Source organism: Actinomadura sp. NBRC 104412 (assembly GCF_030269515.1).
GTDB lineage: Bacteria > Actinomycetota > Actinomycetes > Streptosporangiales > Streptosporangiaceae > Spirillospora.
Genome location: NZ_BSTM01000012.1, coordinates 167,762 through 185,309, shown reverse-complemented (window position 1 = coordinate 185,309; position 17,548 = coordinate 167,762). Strand labels below are relative to the sequence as shown.

16 protein-coding genes and 1 pseudogene are annotated in these 17,548 nt (G+C 72.4%); 11 read left to right on the top strand and 6 right to left on the bottom strand.

Annotation, left to right across the window (positions count from 1 at the left end; genetic code table 11):
- Nucleotides 1–15: 15 nt before the first annotated feature.
- Nucleotides 16–2,856, bottom strand: a complete 2,841-nt coding sequence (locus QSK21_RS17510; protein WP_285697034.1) for an alpha/beta hydrolase — start codon at nucleotides 2,854–2,856, stop codon at nucleotides 16–18.
- Nucleotides 2,857–3,045: 189 nt separating this feature from the next.
- On the opposite strand from QSK21_RS17510, the gene QSK21_RS17505 reads away from it, so the two are divergent.
- The 6 genes and pseudogenes from QSK21_RS17505 to QSK21_RS17480 form a co-directional block, all read left to right on the top strand.
- Nucleotides 3,046–3,663: a PadR family transcriptional regulator gene (locus QSK21_RS17505; protein WP_285697033.1), complete on the top strand. Its 618-nt coding sequence runs from the start codon at nucleotides 3,046–3,048 to the stop codon at nucleotides 3,661–3,663.
- Complete coding sequence (locus QSK21_RS17500; protein WP_285697030.1) at nucleotides 3,660–4,850, top strand: FAD-dependent monooxygenase; 1,191 nt, start codon at nucleotides 3,660–3,662, stop codon at nucleotides 4,848–4,850. The genes QSK21_RS17505 and QSK21_RS17500 overlap by 4 nt, the downstream gene beginning before the upstream one ends.
- A 124-nt stretch (nucleotides 4,851–4,974) precedes the next feature.
- On the top strand, nucleotides 4,975–5,400 hold the full coding sequence (locus QSK21_RS17495; protein ID WP_285697029.1) for a ChaB family protein: 426 nt from the start codon (nucleotides 4,975–4,977) through the stop codon (nucleotides 5,398–5,400).
- A 389-nt stretch (nucleotides 5,401–5,789) separates the two neighbouring features.
- Nucleotides 5,790–6,956 (top strand): NAD-dependent epimerase/dehydratase family protein, encoded by a 1,167-nt coding sequence (locus tag QSK21_RS17490; protein ID WP_285697028.1) that lies wholly within the window; start codon nucleotides 5,790–5,792, stop codon nucleotides 6,954–6,956.
- 4 nt (nucleotides 6,957–6,960) lie between these two features.
- A complete protein-coding gene (locus QSK21_RS17485; protein WP_285697026.1) occupies nucleotides 6,961–7,818 on the top strand; it encodes a class I SAM-dependent methyltransferase in 858 nt (285 codons plus the stop codon).
- A pseudogene (locus QSK21_RS17480) lies at nucleotides 7,815–8,228 on the top strand (GtrA family protein); the annotation flags it as partial. The gene QSK21_RS17485 and the pseudogene QSK21_RS17480, both read left to right, overlap by 4 nt.
- Before the next feature lie 47 nt (nucleotides 8,229–8,275).
- Here the strand turns inward: QSK21_RS17480 and QSK21_RS17475 are convergent.
- Both QSK21_RS17475 and QSK21_RS17470 read right to left on the bottom strand, forming a co-directional pair.
- A complete protein-coding gene (locus QSK21_RS17475; RefSeq protein WP_285697025.1) occupies nucleotides 8,276–9,130 on the bottom strand; it encodes a glycosyltransferase family 2 protein in 855 nt (284 codons plus the stop codon).
- Nucleotides 9,127–10,071, bottom strand: coding sequence for an NAD-dependent epimerase/dehydratase family protein (locus tag QSK21_RS17470; RefSeq protein WP_285697023.1), 945 nt, complete (start codon nucleotides 10,069–10,071; stop codon nucleotides 9,127–9,129). The genes QSK21_RS17475 and QSK21_RS17470 overlap by 4 nt, the downstream gene beginning before the upstream one ends.
- A 170-nt stretch (nucleotides 10,072–10,241) precedes the next feature.
- Between QSK21_RS17470 and QSK21_RS17465 the strand changes: the two genes are divergently transcribed.
- Together QSK21_RS17465 and dacB are read left to right on the top strand one after the other, a co-directional pair.
- Complete coding sequence (locus QSK21_RS17465; protein ID WP_285697021.1) at nucleotides 10,242–11,480, top strand: hypothetical protein; 1,239 nt, start codon at nucleotides 10,242–10,244, stop codon at nucleotides 11,478–11,480.
- Between the two features lie 81 nt (nucleotides 11,481–11,561).
- Nucleotides 11,562–13,136, top strand: coding sequence for a D-alanyl-D-alanine carboxypeptidase/D-alanyl-D-alanine endopeptidase (gene dacB / locus QSK21_RS17460; RefSeq protein WP_285697019.1), 1,575 nt, complete (start codon nucleotides 11,562–11,564; stop codon nucleotides 13,134–13,136).
- A gap of 33 nt (nucleotides 13,137–13,169) precedes the next feature.
- On the opposite strand, the gene QSK21_RS17455 is transcribed toward dacB, so the two are convergent.
- Nucleotides 13,170–13,559: a hypothetical protein gene (locus QSK21_RS17455; protein ID WP_285697018.1), complete on the bottom strand. Its 390-nt coding sequence runs from the start codon at nucleotides 13,557–13,559 to the stop codon at nucleotides 13,170–13,172.
- Complete coding sequence (locus QSK21_RS17450; RefSeq protein ID WP_285697017.1) at nucleotides 13,556–13,783, bottom strand: ribbon-helix-helix domain-containing protein; 228 nt, start codon at nucleotides 13,781–13,783, stop codon at nucleotides 13,556–13,558. The genes QSK21_RS17455 and QSK21_RS17450 overlap by 4 nt, the downstream gene beginning before the upstream one ends.
- Nucleotides 13,784–13,938: 155 nt before the next feature.
- Here QSK21_RS17450 and QSK21_RS17445 point away from each other — a divergent pair, with 155 nt between their 5' ends.
- The 3 genes from QSK21_RS17445 to QSK21_RS17435 all read left to right on the top strand — a co-directional run bounded on the left by QSK21_RS17445 (nucleotide 13,939) and on the right by QSK21_RS17435 (nucleotide 16,227).
- Entirely contained in the window at nucleotides 13,939–14,886 is a 948-nt protein-coding gene (locus tag QSK21_RS17445) for a serine hydrolase (RefSeq protein WP_285697016.1), read from the top strand.
- A 120-nt stretch (nucleotides 14,887–15,006) separates the two neighbouring features.
- Entirely contained in the window at nucleotides 15,007–15,909 is a 903-nt protein-coding gene (locus QSK21_RS17440; RefSeq protein WP_285697013.1) for a PaaX family transcriptional regulator, read from the top strand.
- Between the two features lie 87 nt (nucleotides 15,910–15,996).
- Nucleotides 15,997–16,227 (top strand): hypothetical protein, encoded by a 231-nt coding sequence (locus QSK21_RS17435; RefSeq protein ID WP_285697012.1) that lies wholly within the window; start codon nucleotides 15,997–15,999, stop codon nucleotides 16,225–16,227.
- Here the strand turns inward: QSK21_RS17435 and QSK21_RS17430 are convergent.
- On the bottom strand, nucleotides 16,209–17,522 hold the full coding sequence (locus tag QSK21_RS17430) for an MFS transporter (protein WP_285697010.1): 1,314 nt from the start codon (nucleotides 17,520–17,522) through the stop codon (nucleotides 16,209–16,211). The two genes, QSK21_RS17435 and QSK21_RS17430, sit on opposite strands and share 19 nt — an antisense overlap.
- Nucleotides 17,523–17,548 lie beyond the last annotated feature (26 nt).

The window sequence follows — 17,548 nt, the reverse complement described above, 5'->3', positions numbered from 1 at the left end:
CCGCTCTCGCTACCGCTATCGGACGTTCGCGCGTACCTTCACCTTCGCCGTGGTGGTGTAGGCGGAACCGGCTCCGGTCGCGGTCAGCGTCGCCTCGCCGCCCGGCGTGGCCGGCGGGATCGTCGCGGTGAACGAGACCTCGCCGTCGCGGTCGGCGACCGCGCGTCCGAGCGACGCCGTTCCCAGGCGGAACTCGACGCTCTCACCGGCCCGGTAGCCCTTGGCGCTGAGCGCGACGGCCCTTCCGGGGGCCACGGTGCCGCCGACCTTCAGCCGGCCGGGGTGCAGCGACGCCTTGTACTCCGCGCACACGTCCCCAGGGACGCCCACCTCGGGGGCCGGGGTGCCTCCGGTGACGCCGTCGTCCTCGCGGACGGTCAGCGTGCTGAACCCGCGCTCGCCCATGACCGCGCCGGCGGTGTTGGTCACCGAGGTCTTGAACGAGGTGGACGGCGTGGCGCTGGGCAGCGCGTCCCCGAGCGTCGGGACGGGCACGGGCACGCACACCTGCCCGGGGGCGAAGGTCACCTTCCGCATCGTGACCCCGGCCTTGCCGGTGGCGGAGCCGAACACGCTGACGTACGCGGTGACCGGGTGGCCGACCTTCTCGGACAGCACCGCCGCCACCTCGGCGGTCCCCGCCCCGGACCCCTCGTCGACGTTGGCGCGCACCAGGTCGACGGTGGCCTGCCGGGCGGGCACCCGTCCGCCGACGCCCCGGTTCTCGGCCGAGAGGTCGGAGAGGTAGACGCCGCCGGAGCCCGTGGCCGCCGTGAACCGCACCTCGCGGATGTCGGTGACCTTGAGCCCGGACAGCGTGGACACCGGGATCTCCACCTGTTGCAGGATCACCTTGCGCAGCCACGGGTGGGTGGTGCCGGGCAGCCTGCTGACGGCGGCGGGGTTGAGCGCGGAGACGGGCGCGGACCAGGTGCGTCCCTTGCCGTCGACGACGCCGACGGTGAGGTCGGTCGCGCTCGCGACGGACTCGTCGGCGGCCATCTTCACCGACAACTGCTCGTAGCGGGCGATGTTGCGCTTGGACGGCGGGACGGTGACGCGCACCTGCCCGCCGGGCGACGTCCACCTCATGCGCAGCATCGGGGACGAGGGGATGTTGAACGCCCACAGCGCCGGCGACCAGTGCGGCAGCGCCGCCTGGTCCAGGGTCGTGGCGCAGAACGGCAGGGACTGCGGGACGGTGACGCCTCCCTGGCCGCCCATGCTGGCGCACACCTCGGCGGTGACGCCGCCGGACGCCCGGACGGCGGGATCGGGGGCCTCGAAGGTGGCCAGGTCGGCACGCGACCGGCTCGGCTGGTTCGCGGCCACGGTGATGTCGGCGAACCCCGCGACCGAGGGCGCGATCGCGCGGGACCCGTCCAGCAGCGGCTGGAAGCGCCGCTCGCCGCCCAGCACCAGCCGGAAGAAACCGGCGATGTAGGCGGTGCCGACCTCGACCTGCTGGGGCGCGGTGAGCCTGGTGGTGCCGGCCGCCGCGGGGTTGCAGGTGGGGTCGTCGCTGTTGGCCGACGACCAGTCGTCGCCGGTGCTCGCGGGCCAGCCGCCCGGGGTCCAGATCGTGTTGAAGTAGTTGTGGTTGGCGCCCATCACCAGCACCGCCGAGCGCAGCACGCTGTCGCGGAAGTTGTGCCGCGAGTCGTCGATGATGTGCTGGCCCATCAGGTTCTCCACGTCGCCGTCGCAGTACGGCAGGATCGTCGCCGTCGCCGTGTTGGGCAGGGAGATCCGGTCGTAGTCGACGGGTGCGAGCGGCAGCACCGCCCTGATCCCGAACTGCTGGGAGACGGGCAGCGCGTCGTTGAGCGTGGCGGCGGCCACGACACCCTCGCCGCCGCGGGAGTGGCCCATGATCCCGACATTGCCGAGGTCGAACCGGCCCACCAGGTCGCGCGGGGTGATGGGGCCGTCGAGCGCCTCGCCCAGGGTGACGTCCCGTCCGGTGAAGGCGTCGTGGTGGACGACGCGGTCGCCCGCGTTGGCCTTCTTCAGCATCGACAGGGTGTCCAGCACCAGCCGCCCTCGCGCCTGGGCGCCGTAGTCGGCGGCGAGCTGGTTGTCGTTGGCGTTGACGGCGTTGGCCGAGATCGAGACGACGGCGTACCCGTTACTGGCCAGGGCCCGCGCGGGCGCGTCGTAGCCGAGGTAGCTGGGGATGGTGAACCGCTCCGCCGTGCTGTCGGGGGACGTGCGGCAGGGCCACCGCGCCGGGTTGGACGGGCCAGGTCCGTAGCAGGACGCGTGCCGGCCGTGCAGGAAGACGACGACGGGCCTCTTGCCCCGGCCGTCCGGCAGGTAGATCTTGCCGGTGAGCTCGCCGCGGATCCCGCCGATGTTGAGCAGCGGGATCGCCTGGTCGCCGAAGGTGTAGACGGCCTCGGACACCCGATAGGGGCCGGTGGCGGAGGGATCGGATCCGAGCGTCCCGGGCTTGTCCTTGGGCTTGGCCCGGCGCTGTGAGGCCGCCGGGGACGCGGGCGCGGCGTCGGCCGCCGTCTCGAAGGCGTCGGTGGTGACCGAACGGGCCTTGGCCACGGAGGGGTCCGTGGTGACGAGCGACAGCGACGTGCCGTCCGCGGACTCGGTCGCCGGGCCCAGGAGCCTGCCGTCGGCCGACAGGGTGGGCGCGGACGCGGTGATGGGGAGCGGCCTCCCGAGGTCGAGCGTGACCCGGAAGCCGCCCGCCACGCGGGTGACCGACCATCGGGGCCCGGAGGCGACCTCCGGGCCGGGGGCTGCGGACGCGGTGCCGGTCATGACGACGGGCACGCAGGAGAGGGCGAGGGCCGCGGCGAGGAGCCGCGCGGGTCTTCTGCGGCGTGTGAAGAGTGGCAACGGACCGCCTTACGTTCCAGGAGGTTGAGCGCATCGCAACGTATGCCGGACTTGTTAAGGACATCCGTCACTCCTGTTACTTGCGTGTTCCGCCCCAGCTCATCCGCAACTAGTTGGCAATGAATAGTTGACTCTGACTAGTCGAACATGGATAGTTGGTAATGACGAAGGACGCGAGAGGAGACCGCGATGGCCGGGCGCAAGGTCGGCAACCTGCTGGGGCTGGCCGTGCTGTCGTATCTGAGCCGGCGGCCCATGCATCCGTACGAGCTGTCGCGGACCATGCGCGACAACGACGACGCGCGCAGCATCAAGTTCAGCCACGGATCGCTCTACATGGTGTTCCGCCAGCTCGAGAAGGCCGGCTTCATCACCGAGCAGGAGACGCTCCGCGAGGGGCAGCGTCCCGAGCGGACCGTCTACGCGCTCACCGCCGAGGGCCGTGCCGAGCTGCGCGACTGGATGCGGGAGCTGGTGGCCGAGCCGGCGCACGAGTACCCGCGCTTCGTCGCGGCGCTCTCGCTGATCGCCGCGCTTCCGCCGGGCGAGGTGACCGAGCTGCTGACCGAACGGCGGCGGCGCCTCGCCGAGCGGCGGGCCGCGATCCGGCGGCTGATCGACGACGCGACGGCGGCGGGCACCCACCCGCTGTTCCTGGTCGAGGAGGAGTACCGGCTGGCGCTCCTGGACGCCGACGCGTCCTTCGTCGCCGGGTTCATCGAACGGATCACCGACGACTGGGGCCCGTTGTGGGAGGCCCACCATCGCTCCCAGGGCGCCCCTCAAGAAGAGGAAGGAGCATCATGAGCCGCACCGCCCTGGTCATCGGCGGCGGGATCGCCGGGCCGGCGACCGCCATGGCCCTGCGGAAGGCCGGCATCGAGGCCGTCGTCCACGAGGCGCGCGCCGAGGGCGACGGCGACGCCGGCGTGTTCCTCACGCTCGGCTCCAACGGGATCGAGGCGCTCAAGGCGATCGACGCCGACCGGCGGGCGACCGCCACCGGCTTCGCCACCCCCGAGCTGACCCTCCGCGGCAGCAAGGGCAGGACGCTCGGCGTCTCGAAGATCAGCTCGGCGACCGCCGCCCCGTCCATGACGATCAGGCGCGCCGACCTCTACCGCGCCCTGCACGAGGAGGCGGTGCGCCGGGGCGTCCAGGTCGTCCACGGCAAGCGGCTGGTGTCGGCCGAGGACACCGGGGACGCCGTCACCGCGACCTTCGCCGACGGCACCACCGCGACCGGCGACCTGCTCATCGGCTGCGACGGCGTCCACTCCACGGTGCGCCGGGCGGTCGACCCGGGCGCGCCGGCACCGTCCTACGCCGGGCTGATCAGCCTCGGCGGCTACGCCCGCGGCGTCGACACCGGAGCCGAGCCCGGCTCCTACACGATGATCTTCGGAAGGCGCGCGTTCTTCGGGTACGCCGTCGCGCCCGACGGCGAGGTCTGGTGGTTCGCGAACGTCCCGCGTCCCGCCGAGCCCGCCCGCGGCGAGGTCGAGCGGATCCCCGCGGACGAGTGGCGCCGCACGCTGGCCGGCGTGTTCGCCGACGACGCGGGGCCGGCCGTGCCGATCCTGGAGGCCACCGCGACCGCCGACATCATGCCGGCAAGCCCCGTCCACCTGCTCAAGCGGCTGCCCGCCTGGCACCGCGGCCGGATGATCGCCGTCGGGGACGCCGCCCACGCCCCCTCGCCCAGCTCGGGCCAGGGCGCCTCACTCGCGATCGAGGACGCCGTCGTCCTGGCCCGCTGCCTGCGCGACGCGCCGTCCCACGCCGAGGCGTACCCGGACTTCGTCCGCCGGCGCCGACCGCGGGTGGAAAAGATCGTCAAGCAGGCCGCGCGGATCAACAACAGCAAGGCCGCGGGCCCGGTCGGACGGCTCTTCCTGGACGCCTTCATGCCGCTGTTCCTCAGGGCGGCCGCGCGGAGCTCGTTCACCGAGGAGGTCTACGGCCACCGCACGACCTGGGAGGTCGCGGCCTAGCGCCCCCGGATTGGACCCCGGATCGGAGCGCTTCCTTTTTCATGCGTCCCGTCCTGCATATCCCCTCAGCTCGGGGTAACGCCACAACTAAGGAAGCACCCAACGCACCGAAAGGAGCAAGGGGATGCCCAAGACCACAAGTCGGGGTCAGGCCAAGAAGTCGGAGCTTCCCGACACCATCAAGCGTTCGGACACCAAGGCGCAGCGGACCTTCGCCAAGGCGCACGATTCCGCCGCCAAGGAGTACGGGTACGGGCAGCGCGCCCACCGCGTGGCCTATGCCGCTCTGAAGAACACCCATGAGAAGGTCGGGGACCACTGGGAGCCCAAGGCGAAGAGAGCCAAGGGTCCATCCGACCCTCAGGCGCGCGGCGGCCGGAAGACCTCACGCCCGGCGGCGGGCGGGGTGGACGCCAACGCCTCCAAGAACCACCTGTACGACGTGGCGCAACGGCTGGACATCCCCGGAAGGTCCAGCATGAACAAGCAGGAGCTCGTCCAGGCCATCAAGAAGGCCAACCGGCGCAAGTCGGCCAAGGCCAGGGCATGAGCCTCTCAATGCGGTGAACCAAATCGCGTGTCACGTCGTTGACCTTGCATGAGCGGCGGGTCGGCGGCGCAGGCGACGCCCCAGCGGGGAACCACCTCGTTGGGGCTTTTGCCGTTTGGGCCAGTAGGGTCACTGACCGGACGTAAGGAGGCGGAGATGCGTAGGCCAGGGTAGGCCAGTAGGGTGTCGGCCAGGTGCGCCGGGAAGTCTGGTCGGCATGGACGACGCCTGGCCTCTCGTAGGGACTCCCATGCTGGCCCGTTGCGCTTCCTTCGCTGTGAACGCAACCCGTCCTGCTGTACGGCGGTCCCAGCTCCCGCCCGCGCGCGTGAGGTGACGTCGGTTAGGCCCCTACCCTCGAACAGCCACGGAAGATGCAGGAGGGATGCATGCGGATACTTGTTCTCGGCGGTGACGGATACCTCGGCTGGCCGACGGCTCTGCACCTGTCGCAGGCCGGCCACGATGTCGCCGTGGCCGACAACTTCGTACGGCGGCAGTACGACTTCGAGCTGGGAGTGGAGAGCCTCGTCCCCATCGAGTCGCTCCAGACCCGCGTCAGCGCGTGGCGGGAGCACACCGGCAAGGACATCGCCGTGTACGTCGGCGACCTGTGCGACCACGACCACACGCTCGGCATGCTGCGGGACTTCCGCCCCGAGGCCGTGGTGCACTTCGCCGAGCAGCGCGCGGCGCCGTACTCGATGATCGACCGCAAGCACGCGGTCTACACCCAGGTCAACAATGTCGTGGGGACGCTGAACCTGCTGTACGCGATCGCCGAGGTGGATCGTGACATCCACCTGGTCAAGCTCGGCACGATGGGCGAGTACGGCACCCCCAACATCGACATCGAGGAGGGCTGGCTGGAGATCGAGCACAACGGCCGCAGAGACCGCGTGCTCTACCCGAAGCGGCCCGGCTCCTTCTACCACCTGTCGAAGGTGCACGACAGCCACAACATCGAGTTCACCTGCCGGATCTGGGGGCTGCGCGCCACCGACCTCAACCAGGGCGTGGTGTACGGGCAGCAGACCCCGGAGACCGCGCTGGACGACCGGCTGGCCACCCGGTTCGACTACGACGCCGTCTTCGGCACGGTGCTCAACCGGTTCGTCATTCAGGCCGTGCTGGGCCACCCGCTGACGGTGTACGGCGGCGGCGGCCAGCGCCGGGGCATCATCGACATCCGCGACACCGTCCAGTGCGTCCAGCTCGCCTGCGAGAACCCGGCCGACCGCGGCGAGTTCCGGGTGTTCAACCAGATGACCGAGTCGATGTCGGTCAAGGAGATCGCCGAGACGGTCGCGCGCTGTTACCCCGGTGACGTCACCATCGAGAACCTGGAGAACCCCCGGGTCGAGCTGGAGGGCCACTACTACAACGTGACCCACACCCGCCTGCTGGACCTCGGCCTCTCCCCGCACCTGCTCTCCGACACCCTGATCACCTCGCTGTTCGACGTGGCCAAGCGGCACGCGCACCGGGTGAAGACCCCCGCGCTCCAGCCCAAGGTCAACTGGCGCGACCACGCGAGCCCCGTGCAGGAGACCTGACCGGATGGCCGACCGAGACGACCGGGCAGAGCAACAAGGGGCCTTCGCCCGCGCCACCGGCCGCACCGCCGAGGGCGCGGCCGAGGAGGGCGCCGCGGACAAGCCCCGCTACCGGCGCTACCAGTACGACCTGATCGCCCCGCATTGCGGGCGCAGCGTGCTGGAGGTCGGCGCGGGGCTCGGCGAGTTCGCGGCGCAGTTCACCGGCCTGGACCGGCTCGTGGTCACCGACGTGGACCCGGACGCGGTGACCGTCGCCAAGTCCCGGTTCGCCGAGGACGGGACGGCGGCACGGGAGATCGAGGTGCGCCAGTTCGACCTGGCCGCAGGCCACCGGCTGGACCGGCCGGTGGAGTCGGTCGTGGCGATCAACGTGCTGGAGCACTTCGACGACGACGCCGGGGTCCTGGAGCTGCTCGCCGGGTCGGTCGTCCCGGGCGGGAGCATCGTGCTGTGGGTGCCCGGCTACCAGAGCCTCTACAGCGACTTCGACCGGCGGGTGGGGCACTTCCGCCGGTACACCCCCCGGACACTGCGGGACGCGATCGCGCGCGCCGGGCTGGCCTGCGAGCTGGCCCGCCCGGTGAACCTGCTCGGCGGCCTGGCCTGGTGGGCGGCGATGCGCCTGGGACGGGCGCGGAAGCCGGCCTCGGGCGCCGTGGGCCTGTACGACCGGGTGATCGTCCCGGTCACCCGGGTGCTGGACCGCGCGCTGCCCGTCCCGTTCGGCCAGTCCGTGCTGGCGGTCGCCCGCGTCCCGGCGGGCACCGGGACGGGCACCGAGGCGAGCACGGAGACGGGCACCAAGGCGAGCACGGAGACGGGCGCCGAGGCGAGCACGGAAGGGCCGGGGGCGCGATGACCGCCACCGCGTCGGAACAGACGACCGCCCCCCGGCCCGCGGACGCGGGCGGGGGGCGACCGCTGCGGCTGATCTTCACCCGGTACACGATCGGGTCGATCATCGCGGGCGTGGCCACCGAGGCCACGCTGCTGCTCACCTACGGCCTGGCGCTGCTGGGCCCGGAGGCCGCGTCCATCGCCGCGTGGATGGTGGGGGCGGCCGTGAACTACTCGCTCAGCCGCCGGTGGGCCTGGGGACGGCGGGGCCGCCGGAGGCTGCCCCGCGAGCTGCTGTCCTTCTGGGCGATCTCAGTGGCCACCATGGCGCTGTCGGCGTGGGCGACCGGCCTGGCCCACCGGGTGGGCCCCCGGCTGTTCGAGCCGCTGGAGCACGGGATGCTGCGGGTGGCGTTCGTCGGGGCGGTGTTCCTGGCCGTCTACGGGATGCTGTTCGTGGTGAAGTTCATGGTTTTCCACTACTTCGTCTTCGCGGGCTCGGGCGACGGCACCGAGCCCGGCGACCCCCGGCGGGACGTGGCGCGCCTCTTAGCGCGGCGCTCCCGCCACCAGGTCCCCACGACCACCCGCGAGAACCGGTAGCCGTAGACCAGGTTGCCGCCCTTCTTGGTGGTCCCGGCGGCGCGGCGGCGCATCGTCGCCGGCACCTCCCGCACCCGGTAGCCCCTGGAGATCACGCCGATCAGCAGCTCGGACGCCTGGTACTGCGGCTGCTCCAGCGTGACCGCGGCGGTCACCTCGGCGCGCATGGCGCGCATCCCGAACGTGGTGTCGGTGATGCGCTGCCCCGTCAGCCGGCTCACCAGCCAGGCGAACACGTGGACGCCGAGGCGGCGGACCCGGTCGTAGGTCTCCTGCCGGCCCAGCCGGCGGGAGCCGGTGACGAAGTCGGCCTCGCCGCGCAGCACCGGCTCCAGCACCACCGGGATCTGTGCCGAGTCGTACTGCCCGTCGGCGTCGGTGGTCACGATGTACTCGGCGCCGCCCTCGCGGGCGATGCGGTAGCCCAGCCGCAGCGCGGCGCCCTGGCCGCGGTTCACCGGGACGTCGCATACCAGCGCGCCGTACTTGCGGGCCATCGCGGCGGTGCCGTCGGTCGAGCCGTCCACCACCACGATCACGGCGGCCTCATGGCCCGAGATCGTCTCCGGGATGGAGTCGACGACGGCGCCGATGCCGCGTTCCTCGTTGTAGGCGGCGATGACGATCGCCACCGGGGGCAGCCGGGTCCCGTACTCGGCGGTGAAGGCGGCCAGCGCCGCCTCGTCGACGTCGCCGGGCGCCTCCGCCTGGGGATCGATCGCCTCGCTCATCCGACCTCCACGGGTGCGAAGTCAGGCCAGACCGTCTTCATGCCGGACACCAGGTCGTGGCTCGGCTCGTAGCCCAGGGAGCGGGCCTTGGTGATGTCCAGCACCACTGCGGGCATCTCGCCCGCCTTCGCCGGGACGTGCTCGGCGGGGATCGGCGCGCCGGTGACCTCCCGGGCGGCCTCGATCAGGTCGTTGACGCTGGTGGACAGCCCGGAGCCGATGACGAGCGGGCCGATGTGCCCGGTGCGCCAGGCCAGCAGCACGCCCTGCACCACGTCGTCCACGTGGACGTAGTCGCGCAGTTGCTCGCCGTCCCCGTAGATCTGGACGCCCGTGCCGGACGCGGCGGCCCGCATCAGGCGCGGCACGAAGCTGTCCTTGTGCCTCATCCCCGGGCCGTAGACGTTGGCGAAGCGCAGCGCGCAGGTCCGCATGCCGTAGACGCCGGAGTACGCGCTCAGCAGCATCTCCACGGCCGCCTTCGTCGCGCCGTACGGGGTGAGCGGGCGCAACGGCAGGTCCTCGCTGATCGGGGTGCTGCCGACGTCGCCGGTCACCGCGTTGGTCGAGGCGAACACCACGCGGGGGACGCCGGACTCGCGGGCCAGCTCCAGCAGGGCGGCCGTGGCGTCCACGTTCAACCGGTAGACGCCGGCCGGGTCCTCGACCGAGCGCAGCACCGAGGTGACCGCGGCCAGGTGCACGATCCCGTCCAGGTCCCCGGTGACGGCGGCGCGGCGCACGTCCGGGTCGCACAGGTCGCCCACCACCGAGCGCACGGCGGGATCGGGATGCGGGTTCCTGTCCACGACCACCACCTCGGACCCGGCGGCCAGCAGGGCGTCCACCAGGCGGCTTCCGATGAAGCCCGATCCCCCGGTGACCAGCACCCGCGCGCCGTCGAGACCGGTGCCCTCCCCGCCGTCACGCTGTTCCGGCAAAGGGGCAATGGACACATCTGTCATCGGCGTTCACCCGCTGCACTCGTGGACCCTTACGACCGCCGACCCTAACGGACCGTCTCGCGTGCCAAAGACGCGAATCGACGATCGACGCCCGCGTTGGCATGATGACCGCGGAGGGAGGACGACCTGTGATCCATGTTCTGGTGATGGGCTTGCCCCTGGTAGCGGGCCTTATTCTCGCCCTGCTCGCGCACCGCGGGGGGTGGGCGCCGCCGCTGGTGGTCGCGCTGGGAACGGGTGCGGTGCTGCGGGTGGTGGTCATGGTCGTCGCCGTCCAGGACCCCTGGCAGCCCTGGGACATGGCCGAGGACTTCAAGTCCACCGCCGACACCGTTCTCGACGGCCGCGATCCCCTGGTCTACCTGCGAGAAGGCGGCTGGCACTTCCTGCCGATGCTGGCCTATCTCCTCGCCGGGATGCGGGAGCTTGGGAATTTCCTGGGAATTCCCTGGACGGTGATGGGACGGGTGGTCCCCGTCCTGGCCGACCTGGCCCTGATCCCCCTTGTCGCGAAGCTCACCGAGGGCCGGGAAGGCGATCCGGGGCGCGGCGCCAGGCACGCCTTCCAGTACGCGTGCGCGCCTCCCGTCCTGATGGTGTCCGCGCTGCACGGCCAGTTCCCGCCGATCACGCTGGCGCTGGGGATCGCCGCCCTGCCGGCCGCCCGCAACGGCCGCGTTTCTCTGACGGGCCTGCTCATCGGGCTGTCGGTGACCACGGCGAACTGGGCGGCGCTGCTGCTGCCCGGCGTGCTGATGACCACGCGCGGGTGGCGGGCCCGGCTGGGCGTGCTCGGCTGGACGGCGTTCGTCCCGCTCGCGTTCCTGGTCAGCAGCGTGCCGTTGCTTGGCACCCCGGTGCGCGAGCTGCCCGAGTCGGTGGCCAAGTCGCTGTCGGCGCGTGCGGTGATCGGCGACTGGGGGTGGACCGCGCTGGTGACCGGAGGGCGCCAGGCGGTGGAGCCCGGGTTCGGGAGCATCGGCATGCCGGTGCTGGTGCTGGGGCTGCTGGCCGCCGCGTGGTGGTGGCGCAAGGCGGGCCCGATCAGGCTGACCCTCGCGTTGCTGCTGGTCTTTCTCATCGTGACCTACCGGTTCGGTACCCAGTACCTGCTCTGGCCGATCCCCTACCTGCTGATGCTGTCGCGGCGCGGCACCTTGCCCGTCATCACCGTCAGCGGCCTGTGGGCGGCGTTCGGCTATCTCTACATGTCCCGCCTGGACGAGTTCGCCTGGCGCGACACGCACGTGTGGTGGGCGTTCTCCTCGTTCGTCGTGATCGCGCTGTTCGTCTACGTGCTGCCCGAGCGGCGCGCACCCGAGCCGGACGAACCCCCGGCGGAACCGCCGCGCTCACCCAGCCACGCGACGGCCGCGTCCACCTAGCCGTCGCGCGGTGCCCCGCGCGGTATACGACATCCGTCGAACGGCGGGCGCGGAGAGGCTCGCGCCCCTAGTGTCGGCGGCATGATCACGCGTCGTTCACTGGGTGGTGTGCTGGCGGCGCTACTGGGAAGTAGCGCCCTCACGGTGGCGACGGCGGTGCCCGCGGCACACGCCGTCCCAACACGGTCCGCGCCCGGCGTCGTCCGGGCGACCGATCTGAAGGCCGATCTGGATGCGATCCTGGCCGACGAACGGCTCGCCGGGGCCGCGGTCGGGGTGCTGGTCAGCGATGCCAGGACGGGCGAGGTGGCGTACTCCCGCGCCCCCGCGTCCGGGTTGATGCCCGCGTCCAACAACAAGATCCACACCTCGGTGGCGGCGCTCGCGCTCCTCGGGCCCGGCTACCGGTTCCACACCGGCGTGTACGCGCGGAACGTCCGCGGCTCCACCGTCCACGGCGACCTGTACCTGCGGGGCACCGGCGACGCCACGATGCGGGCCGCCGAGTACGACCGGCTGGCCGCGCGGGTCGCCGAGCGGGGGATCACCCGGGTGACCGGCGACCTGATCGCCGACGACACCTGGTTCGACGCCCAGCGGACCTCCCCCGACTGGGACCCCACCGACTTCCCCTTCGCCTACGCCGCCCAGATCTCCGCGCTGACGATCTCGCCCGACGACGAGTTCAACTCCGGGACCGTCAAGGTGACGGTGACGCCGGGCGAGCAGGGCGCGCCGGTCCGGGTCGCGCTCACCCCCGCGACCGATGTCGTCAAGATCGACAACCGCGCGGTCACCGGCGCCACGGGCAGTCCGTCCACCCTGCGGATCGACCGGCCCGCCGGGGCGAACACCCTCGTGATCACCGGCTCCCACCCGTCCGGCGGCGCGGCCGTCGAGGCGCTGCGCACGGTCGAGGAGCCCGCCCTGTACGCGGCGGACGTGTTCCGCAAGGCGCTGGAGGCGCGCGGCGTCCGGGTCGACGGGACGACCTCGCCCGGCCGCACGCCCCGCGGCGCGCAGCGGCTCGCGTCCCGCTCATCCATGCCGCTGTCCCGGCTCATGACGCCGTTCCTCAAGCTCAGCAACAACATGATGGCCGAGATCCTGGTGAAGGCGATCGGCCGCGAGAAGCGCGGCGAGGGAAGCTGGGACGCGGGGCTACCCGTGATCGAGAAGTACCTGGCGGCCCAGGGCGTGCCCGCCTCGCGGCTGGACATGACCGACGGCTCGGGCCTGGCCCGCTCCAACCGGACCACCCCGCTCGACCTGGCCACGGTGCTGAGGAAGGCGCAGTCCAAGAGCTGGTTCCCCGCCTGGTACCACGCGCTGCCGGTGGCGGGCGACCCCGACCCGATGGTCGGCGGGACGCTGGCGAGCCGGATGGCCGGGACGCCGGCGGCCGGTAACGTGCACGCCAAGACCGGCACGCTGACCGGCGCGACGGCGCTGTCCGGCTACGTGCGGGACCCCTCAGGACGGCGGTTGGTCTTCTCGGTGGTCTTCAACGGCTACCAGGGCGGGGCGCCCAAGGACATCGAGGACCGGATCGCGATCCGGCTGGCCGGCGGGCCCGCGTCCGACCGGACCGTCATCGCCCGGCGGGTGCCCGCCGGCGCGCAGAACCTCGAATGCTCCTGGACGATGAGCTGCTGACGACGATGAGCTGCTGACCCGTCCGTCCCCGGCCTACGGGATGGGCTCCACCTGGACGCCGGGGATGGACGAGTACGCCTCGGGTGTGGCGGTGAGCAGCGGCCAGCGGCGCCACCGCGCGGACCAGGCGGCCTGTGCCGCGTCCGCGGGCAGGTCGCTCGCGATGGCCGCGAGCAGCCCCGTCTGCTGGGCAATGACCTCGTCGAGGTCGTCCACATGGACGACCTGGAGGCGGGGAAGCCGTTCCAGGACCGAGCGGCCGTGGTCGGGGACGAGCTGCCACGCACGGGCCAGGGCGGCGGCGGGCAGCACGATCGTCGCGTGCTGGGCGATGGAGGCACGCAGCCGGGCACGCAGGTAGATGGTCTTGCCGGTGGCCAGATCGAGCAGGGCCGTCGCGTCGAAGACGTGCCCGGTGATCACGCCACGTCGCGGCCGCGGTCGACCAGCCGGTCGACCAGGGCCTGCTCGTCGGGACCCGGCGGGCCGAAGAGGTCGTCGACGGCGACCGCGTCCTCCAGGTAGGCCAGCTTCAGCCGGGCGCTCTCGGCCAGGAACCCCGACACCGAGGCGATCTTCTTCTCCTCGGCCAGGCCCTGGAGGCGGGCGGCGAGCTCGTCGGGCAACGTGATGTTCAGACGTGCCATGGGCGCAAGGATACACACTGAACCCGCTCCGAGTGTGTATGGTCCGGGGAACGGGCCCTTGACGCAGCGGTTCGGCAGGTCCTCGGCGCAGCGGTGTCCCCGACGGGCTCGGGTGTTAACACCGGGGTAACGGCGGCATGGCAAGGATGCCCGCCATGACCGGATCGCACAGATCGTCGCGGGTGACCGCCGCGCTCACGCTGCTGGGCTGCCTCCTGGTGGTGGTGGCGTCCTCGGTGGCCCCGCTGCCGGATAATCGTCTCGTCCTCGCTCCCGCCGATCCTCCGCTCGATCCGGTGCCGATGATGCCCTCGCACTCCCCCACGCCGTCCACGCCACCGCGGGCGTCCGTGCTGACGAAGGCGGACCGCGCGGAGCTGTCCCGAGCGCTGGAGCGCTACCTGAACGGGCGCCCCGGGCGGCTCTCGGTCGCGATCAAGGATCTGACCACCGGCCGGTCCTTCTCCTACGGCGGGCGGCACCGGCCCGCCACGGCCAGCGTCGTCAAGGTCGATGTCGTGGCCGCGCTGATGCTCCGGGCGCAGCGGGACGACCGCGCGCTCACGTCCACCGAGAAGGCGCTCGCCGCGCAGGCGATCAAGGTGAGCGACAACGACGCGACGGACGCGCTGTGGTCCCTGATCGGCGGGGCCGAGGGGCTGCGCGCGGCGAACAGGAGGCTCGGCCTGCGCGACACCGAACCCGGACCGGGCGGCGCCTGGGGCGTGACCACGACCAGCGCCGCCGACCAGGTCAGGCTGCTGGCGGCGCTCGCGAGCCCGCGCGGACCGCTCGGCGCGGCGTACCGCCGCCACCTTCTGGGCCTGATGGCGGACGTGGCGCCGGAGCAGGCGTGGGGGGTGAGCGCGTGCGCGGGGAAGGGCGCCGAGGTCGCGCTGAAGAACGGCTGGCTGCCCCGCAAGGCGGATGGCGGCGCCTGGACGGTCAACAGCGTCGGCCGGGTACGGGACGCCCGCCACGACTACCTGATCGCCGTCCTGTCCGACCGGCATCCGTCGATGGGCGCCGGGGTCGAGACCGTGGAGCGGGTCACCCGGATGGTCACCGGCGCCCTCGGCGGAGCGCCGGAGAGCGCCCCCTGACGGGCGAGGCGGCGCTCCCGATCGTCCCGCCGTTCCGCCGCACCGGCCGCGCCGGGATGGGCGGCAACGTGGTGACGAGTGTCAGGGGATTCGTTCCCCTTCGCTGATACGCTCCGCAGCGTGACGACGGGCATGGCCGCCAGGGCGCGCGGCCCGCAGCGGCTCCTGATGATGCTGCTCGGGGACTACTGGTTCGAGCGCGCCGAGGCGCTGCCGTCCGCCGCGCTGGTCGCGCTGCTCGGCGAGTTCGGCGTGACCGAGGTCGGCGCCCGCGCCGCGCTCAACCGGCAGGCACGGCGTGGCCTTCTGCGGGTGGAGAAGCGCGGTCGCCGCACGTACTACGCGCTGACCCCGCTGTCGGGCGCGCGCTTCGCCGAGGGCGGCCGGCGCCTCGCCGCGTTCGGCGCCGACCCGTCCGGCGAGGCCGGGTCCTGGGACGGACGCTGGGCGCTGGTGGCCTTCTCCGTCCCCGAGAACCGCCGCGCGGCACGGCACGCGCTGCGCGAGCAGTTGCGATGGCTGGGGTACGCGCCGCTGTACGACGGCCTGTGGGTGTCCCCGTACGCCCGCGACGAGGAGGTCAGGGAGGTCCTGGCCGAGCTGGGCGTCGAGTCGGCGACCCTGTTCTCCGGGACGCTCGGCGAGGCGAGCCCGGCGGGCGGCGACCCGATCCGCGCCTGGGATCTGGTCGCGCTGCGCAGTGCGTATGAGCGGTTCATCGCCGACTGGGAGGTGTGGCGGGAGCGCGCGGCCGGGGGCGCGGTGAGCCCGATCGACGCGCTGCGCGCCCGTACCGAGCTCATCCTGGACTGGCGCGAGCTGATGAACGGCGACCCCGGGCTGCCCGCCGAACTGCTGCCGGGCCGGTGGCCGCGGGCGTCCGCGCGGCGCGTGTTCGGCGCGGTGTACGACGCGCTCGGCCCGCTGGCGGAGTTCCGCGTACGGCAGATCATCGCGGCCGAGGACCCGGAGCCCGCGCGGCTGGCCATGCACCACACCCTCGCCGACCTGGCCCGGATCTGAGGGCAAAAATAACGGCAGAGCATCTTGCGGTCGTCAGGCTCGATGTTGCATGTTTGGAGGGACGACCGAGCGCTCTGGAGGCCACCGGTGCCCATCGAACTCGACGAAAGCCTGCGCGCCATCCGCACGACCCTGGAGGCGGACGGCTTCCACCTGCGGGCCGAGGAGTCCGGCGACCGGCTGCGGGTCGTCATCACCTCCGACCCGGGGAGCTGCGCCGACTGCATCGTCCCCGAGCCGGTGCTCCAGCGGATCCTGCGGGACGCCACCGGCGTCCCGGCCGAGAGGATCGACGTGACCTACCCGGCGGACGCGTAGGGCACCTTCCGCGGCGGCGCGTCCACGGGCGGCTCAGCAGGCTCCGCCGTGCCGGGGCCGCGGATGCCCATCGACATCCCGGCGGCGAACAGGCACAGCACCGCCGCGCCCCACCACGCCATCGTGTACGAGCCGAGCTCGGTGCGGAGGATCCCGGCGACCGCCGCCGCGATCGCGGCGCCGAGCTGGTGCGAGGCGAAGATCCAGCCGAAGACGACCGTGCCGCGCACGGGACCGAACACCTCGCGGGCCAGCGCGATGGTGGGCGGGACGGTGGCCACCCAGTCCAGCCCGTAGAAGATCACGAACACCAGCATGCTGGGCCGCACCGAGGCGCCGAACAGCGCGGGCAGCGCCAGCAGCGACAGCCCCCGCAGCCCGTAGTACCAGGCCAGCAGCTTGCGGGAGTCCACCCGGTCGGTCAGCCAGCCGGAGCCGACGGTGCCCACGATGTCGAAGATCCCGATCAGCGCGAGCAGGCCGGCCGCGGTGGTCTCCGGCATGTGGTGGTCGTGCGCCGCCGGGATGAAGTGGGCGTTGACCAGCCCGTTGGTGGACATGCCGCAGATGAGGAACCCGCCCGCCAGCAGCCAGAACGCCTTGCTGCGCAGGCTCTGGCGCAGCGCCGACAGCGCCAGCCGCGCCGCGTTGCCCGTCGGCTCCTGCCTCGTTTCGATCTCCGTGGCCCCGTACGGGGCCAGTCCCACGTCGGCGGGGCGGTCCCGCAGCACCAGCACGACCAGCGGCACCACGGCGAGCGCGGCCACCGTCATCGTCAGCGAGGCCGGGCGCCAGCCGTACCGGTCCGCCAGCCAGGCCATCAGCGGCAGGAAGACGAGCTGGCCCGTCGCGCCGGCCGCGGTGAGCACGCCCAGCACCAGGCCGCGGTGCCTGACGAACCAGCGGCCGGCCACCGTCGCGGCGAACACCATCGCCATCGACCCCGTGCCCACCCCGATGAGCACGCCCCAGCACAACACGAGCTGCCAGCTCGCGGTCATGAACACCGTGAGCCCGCTGCCCGCCGCCACCAGCACGAGCGCGCACGCGGTCACCCGGCGCAGCCCGAAACGCTCCATCAGCGCGGCGGCGAACGGCGCGATCAGCCCGTACAGGAGCAGGTTCACCGACACCGCGAACGACGTCGTGGCCGGCGACCAGCCGAACTCGTCCTGGAGCGGCACCATCATGACGCCGGGCGCGGCACGGAACCCGGCCGCGCCGATCAGCGCGACGAACGCGACGGCCGCGACGATCCAGGCACGGTGGATCCAGGCACGGCGACGATGGAACACCTGACCTCCAGGACGGGACGGGGGAG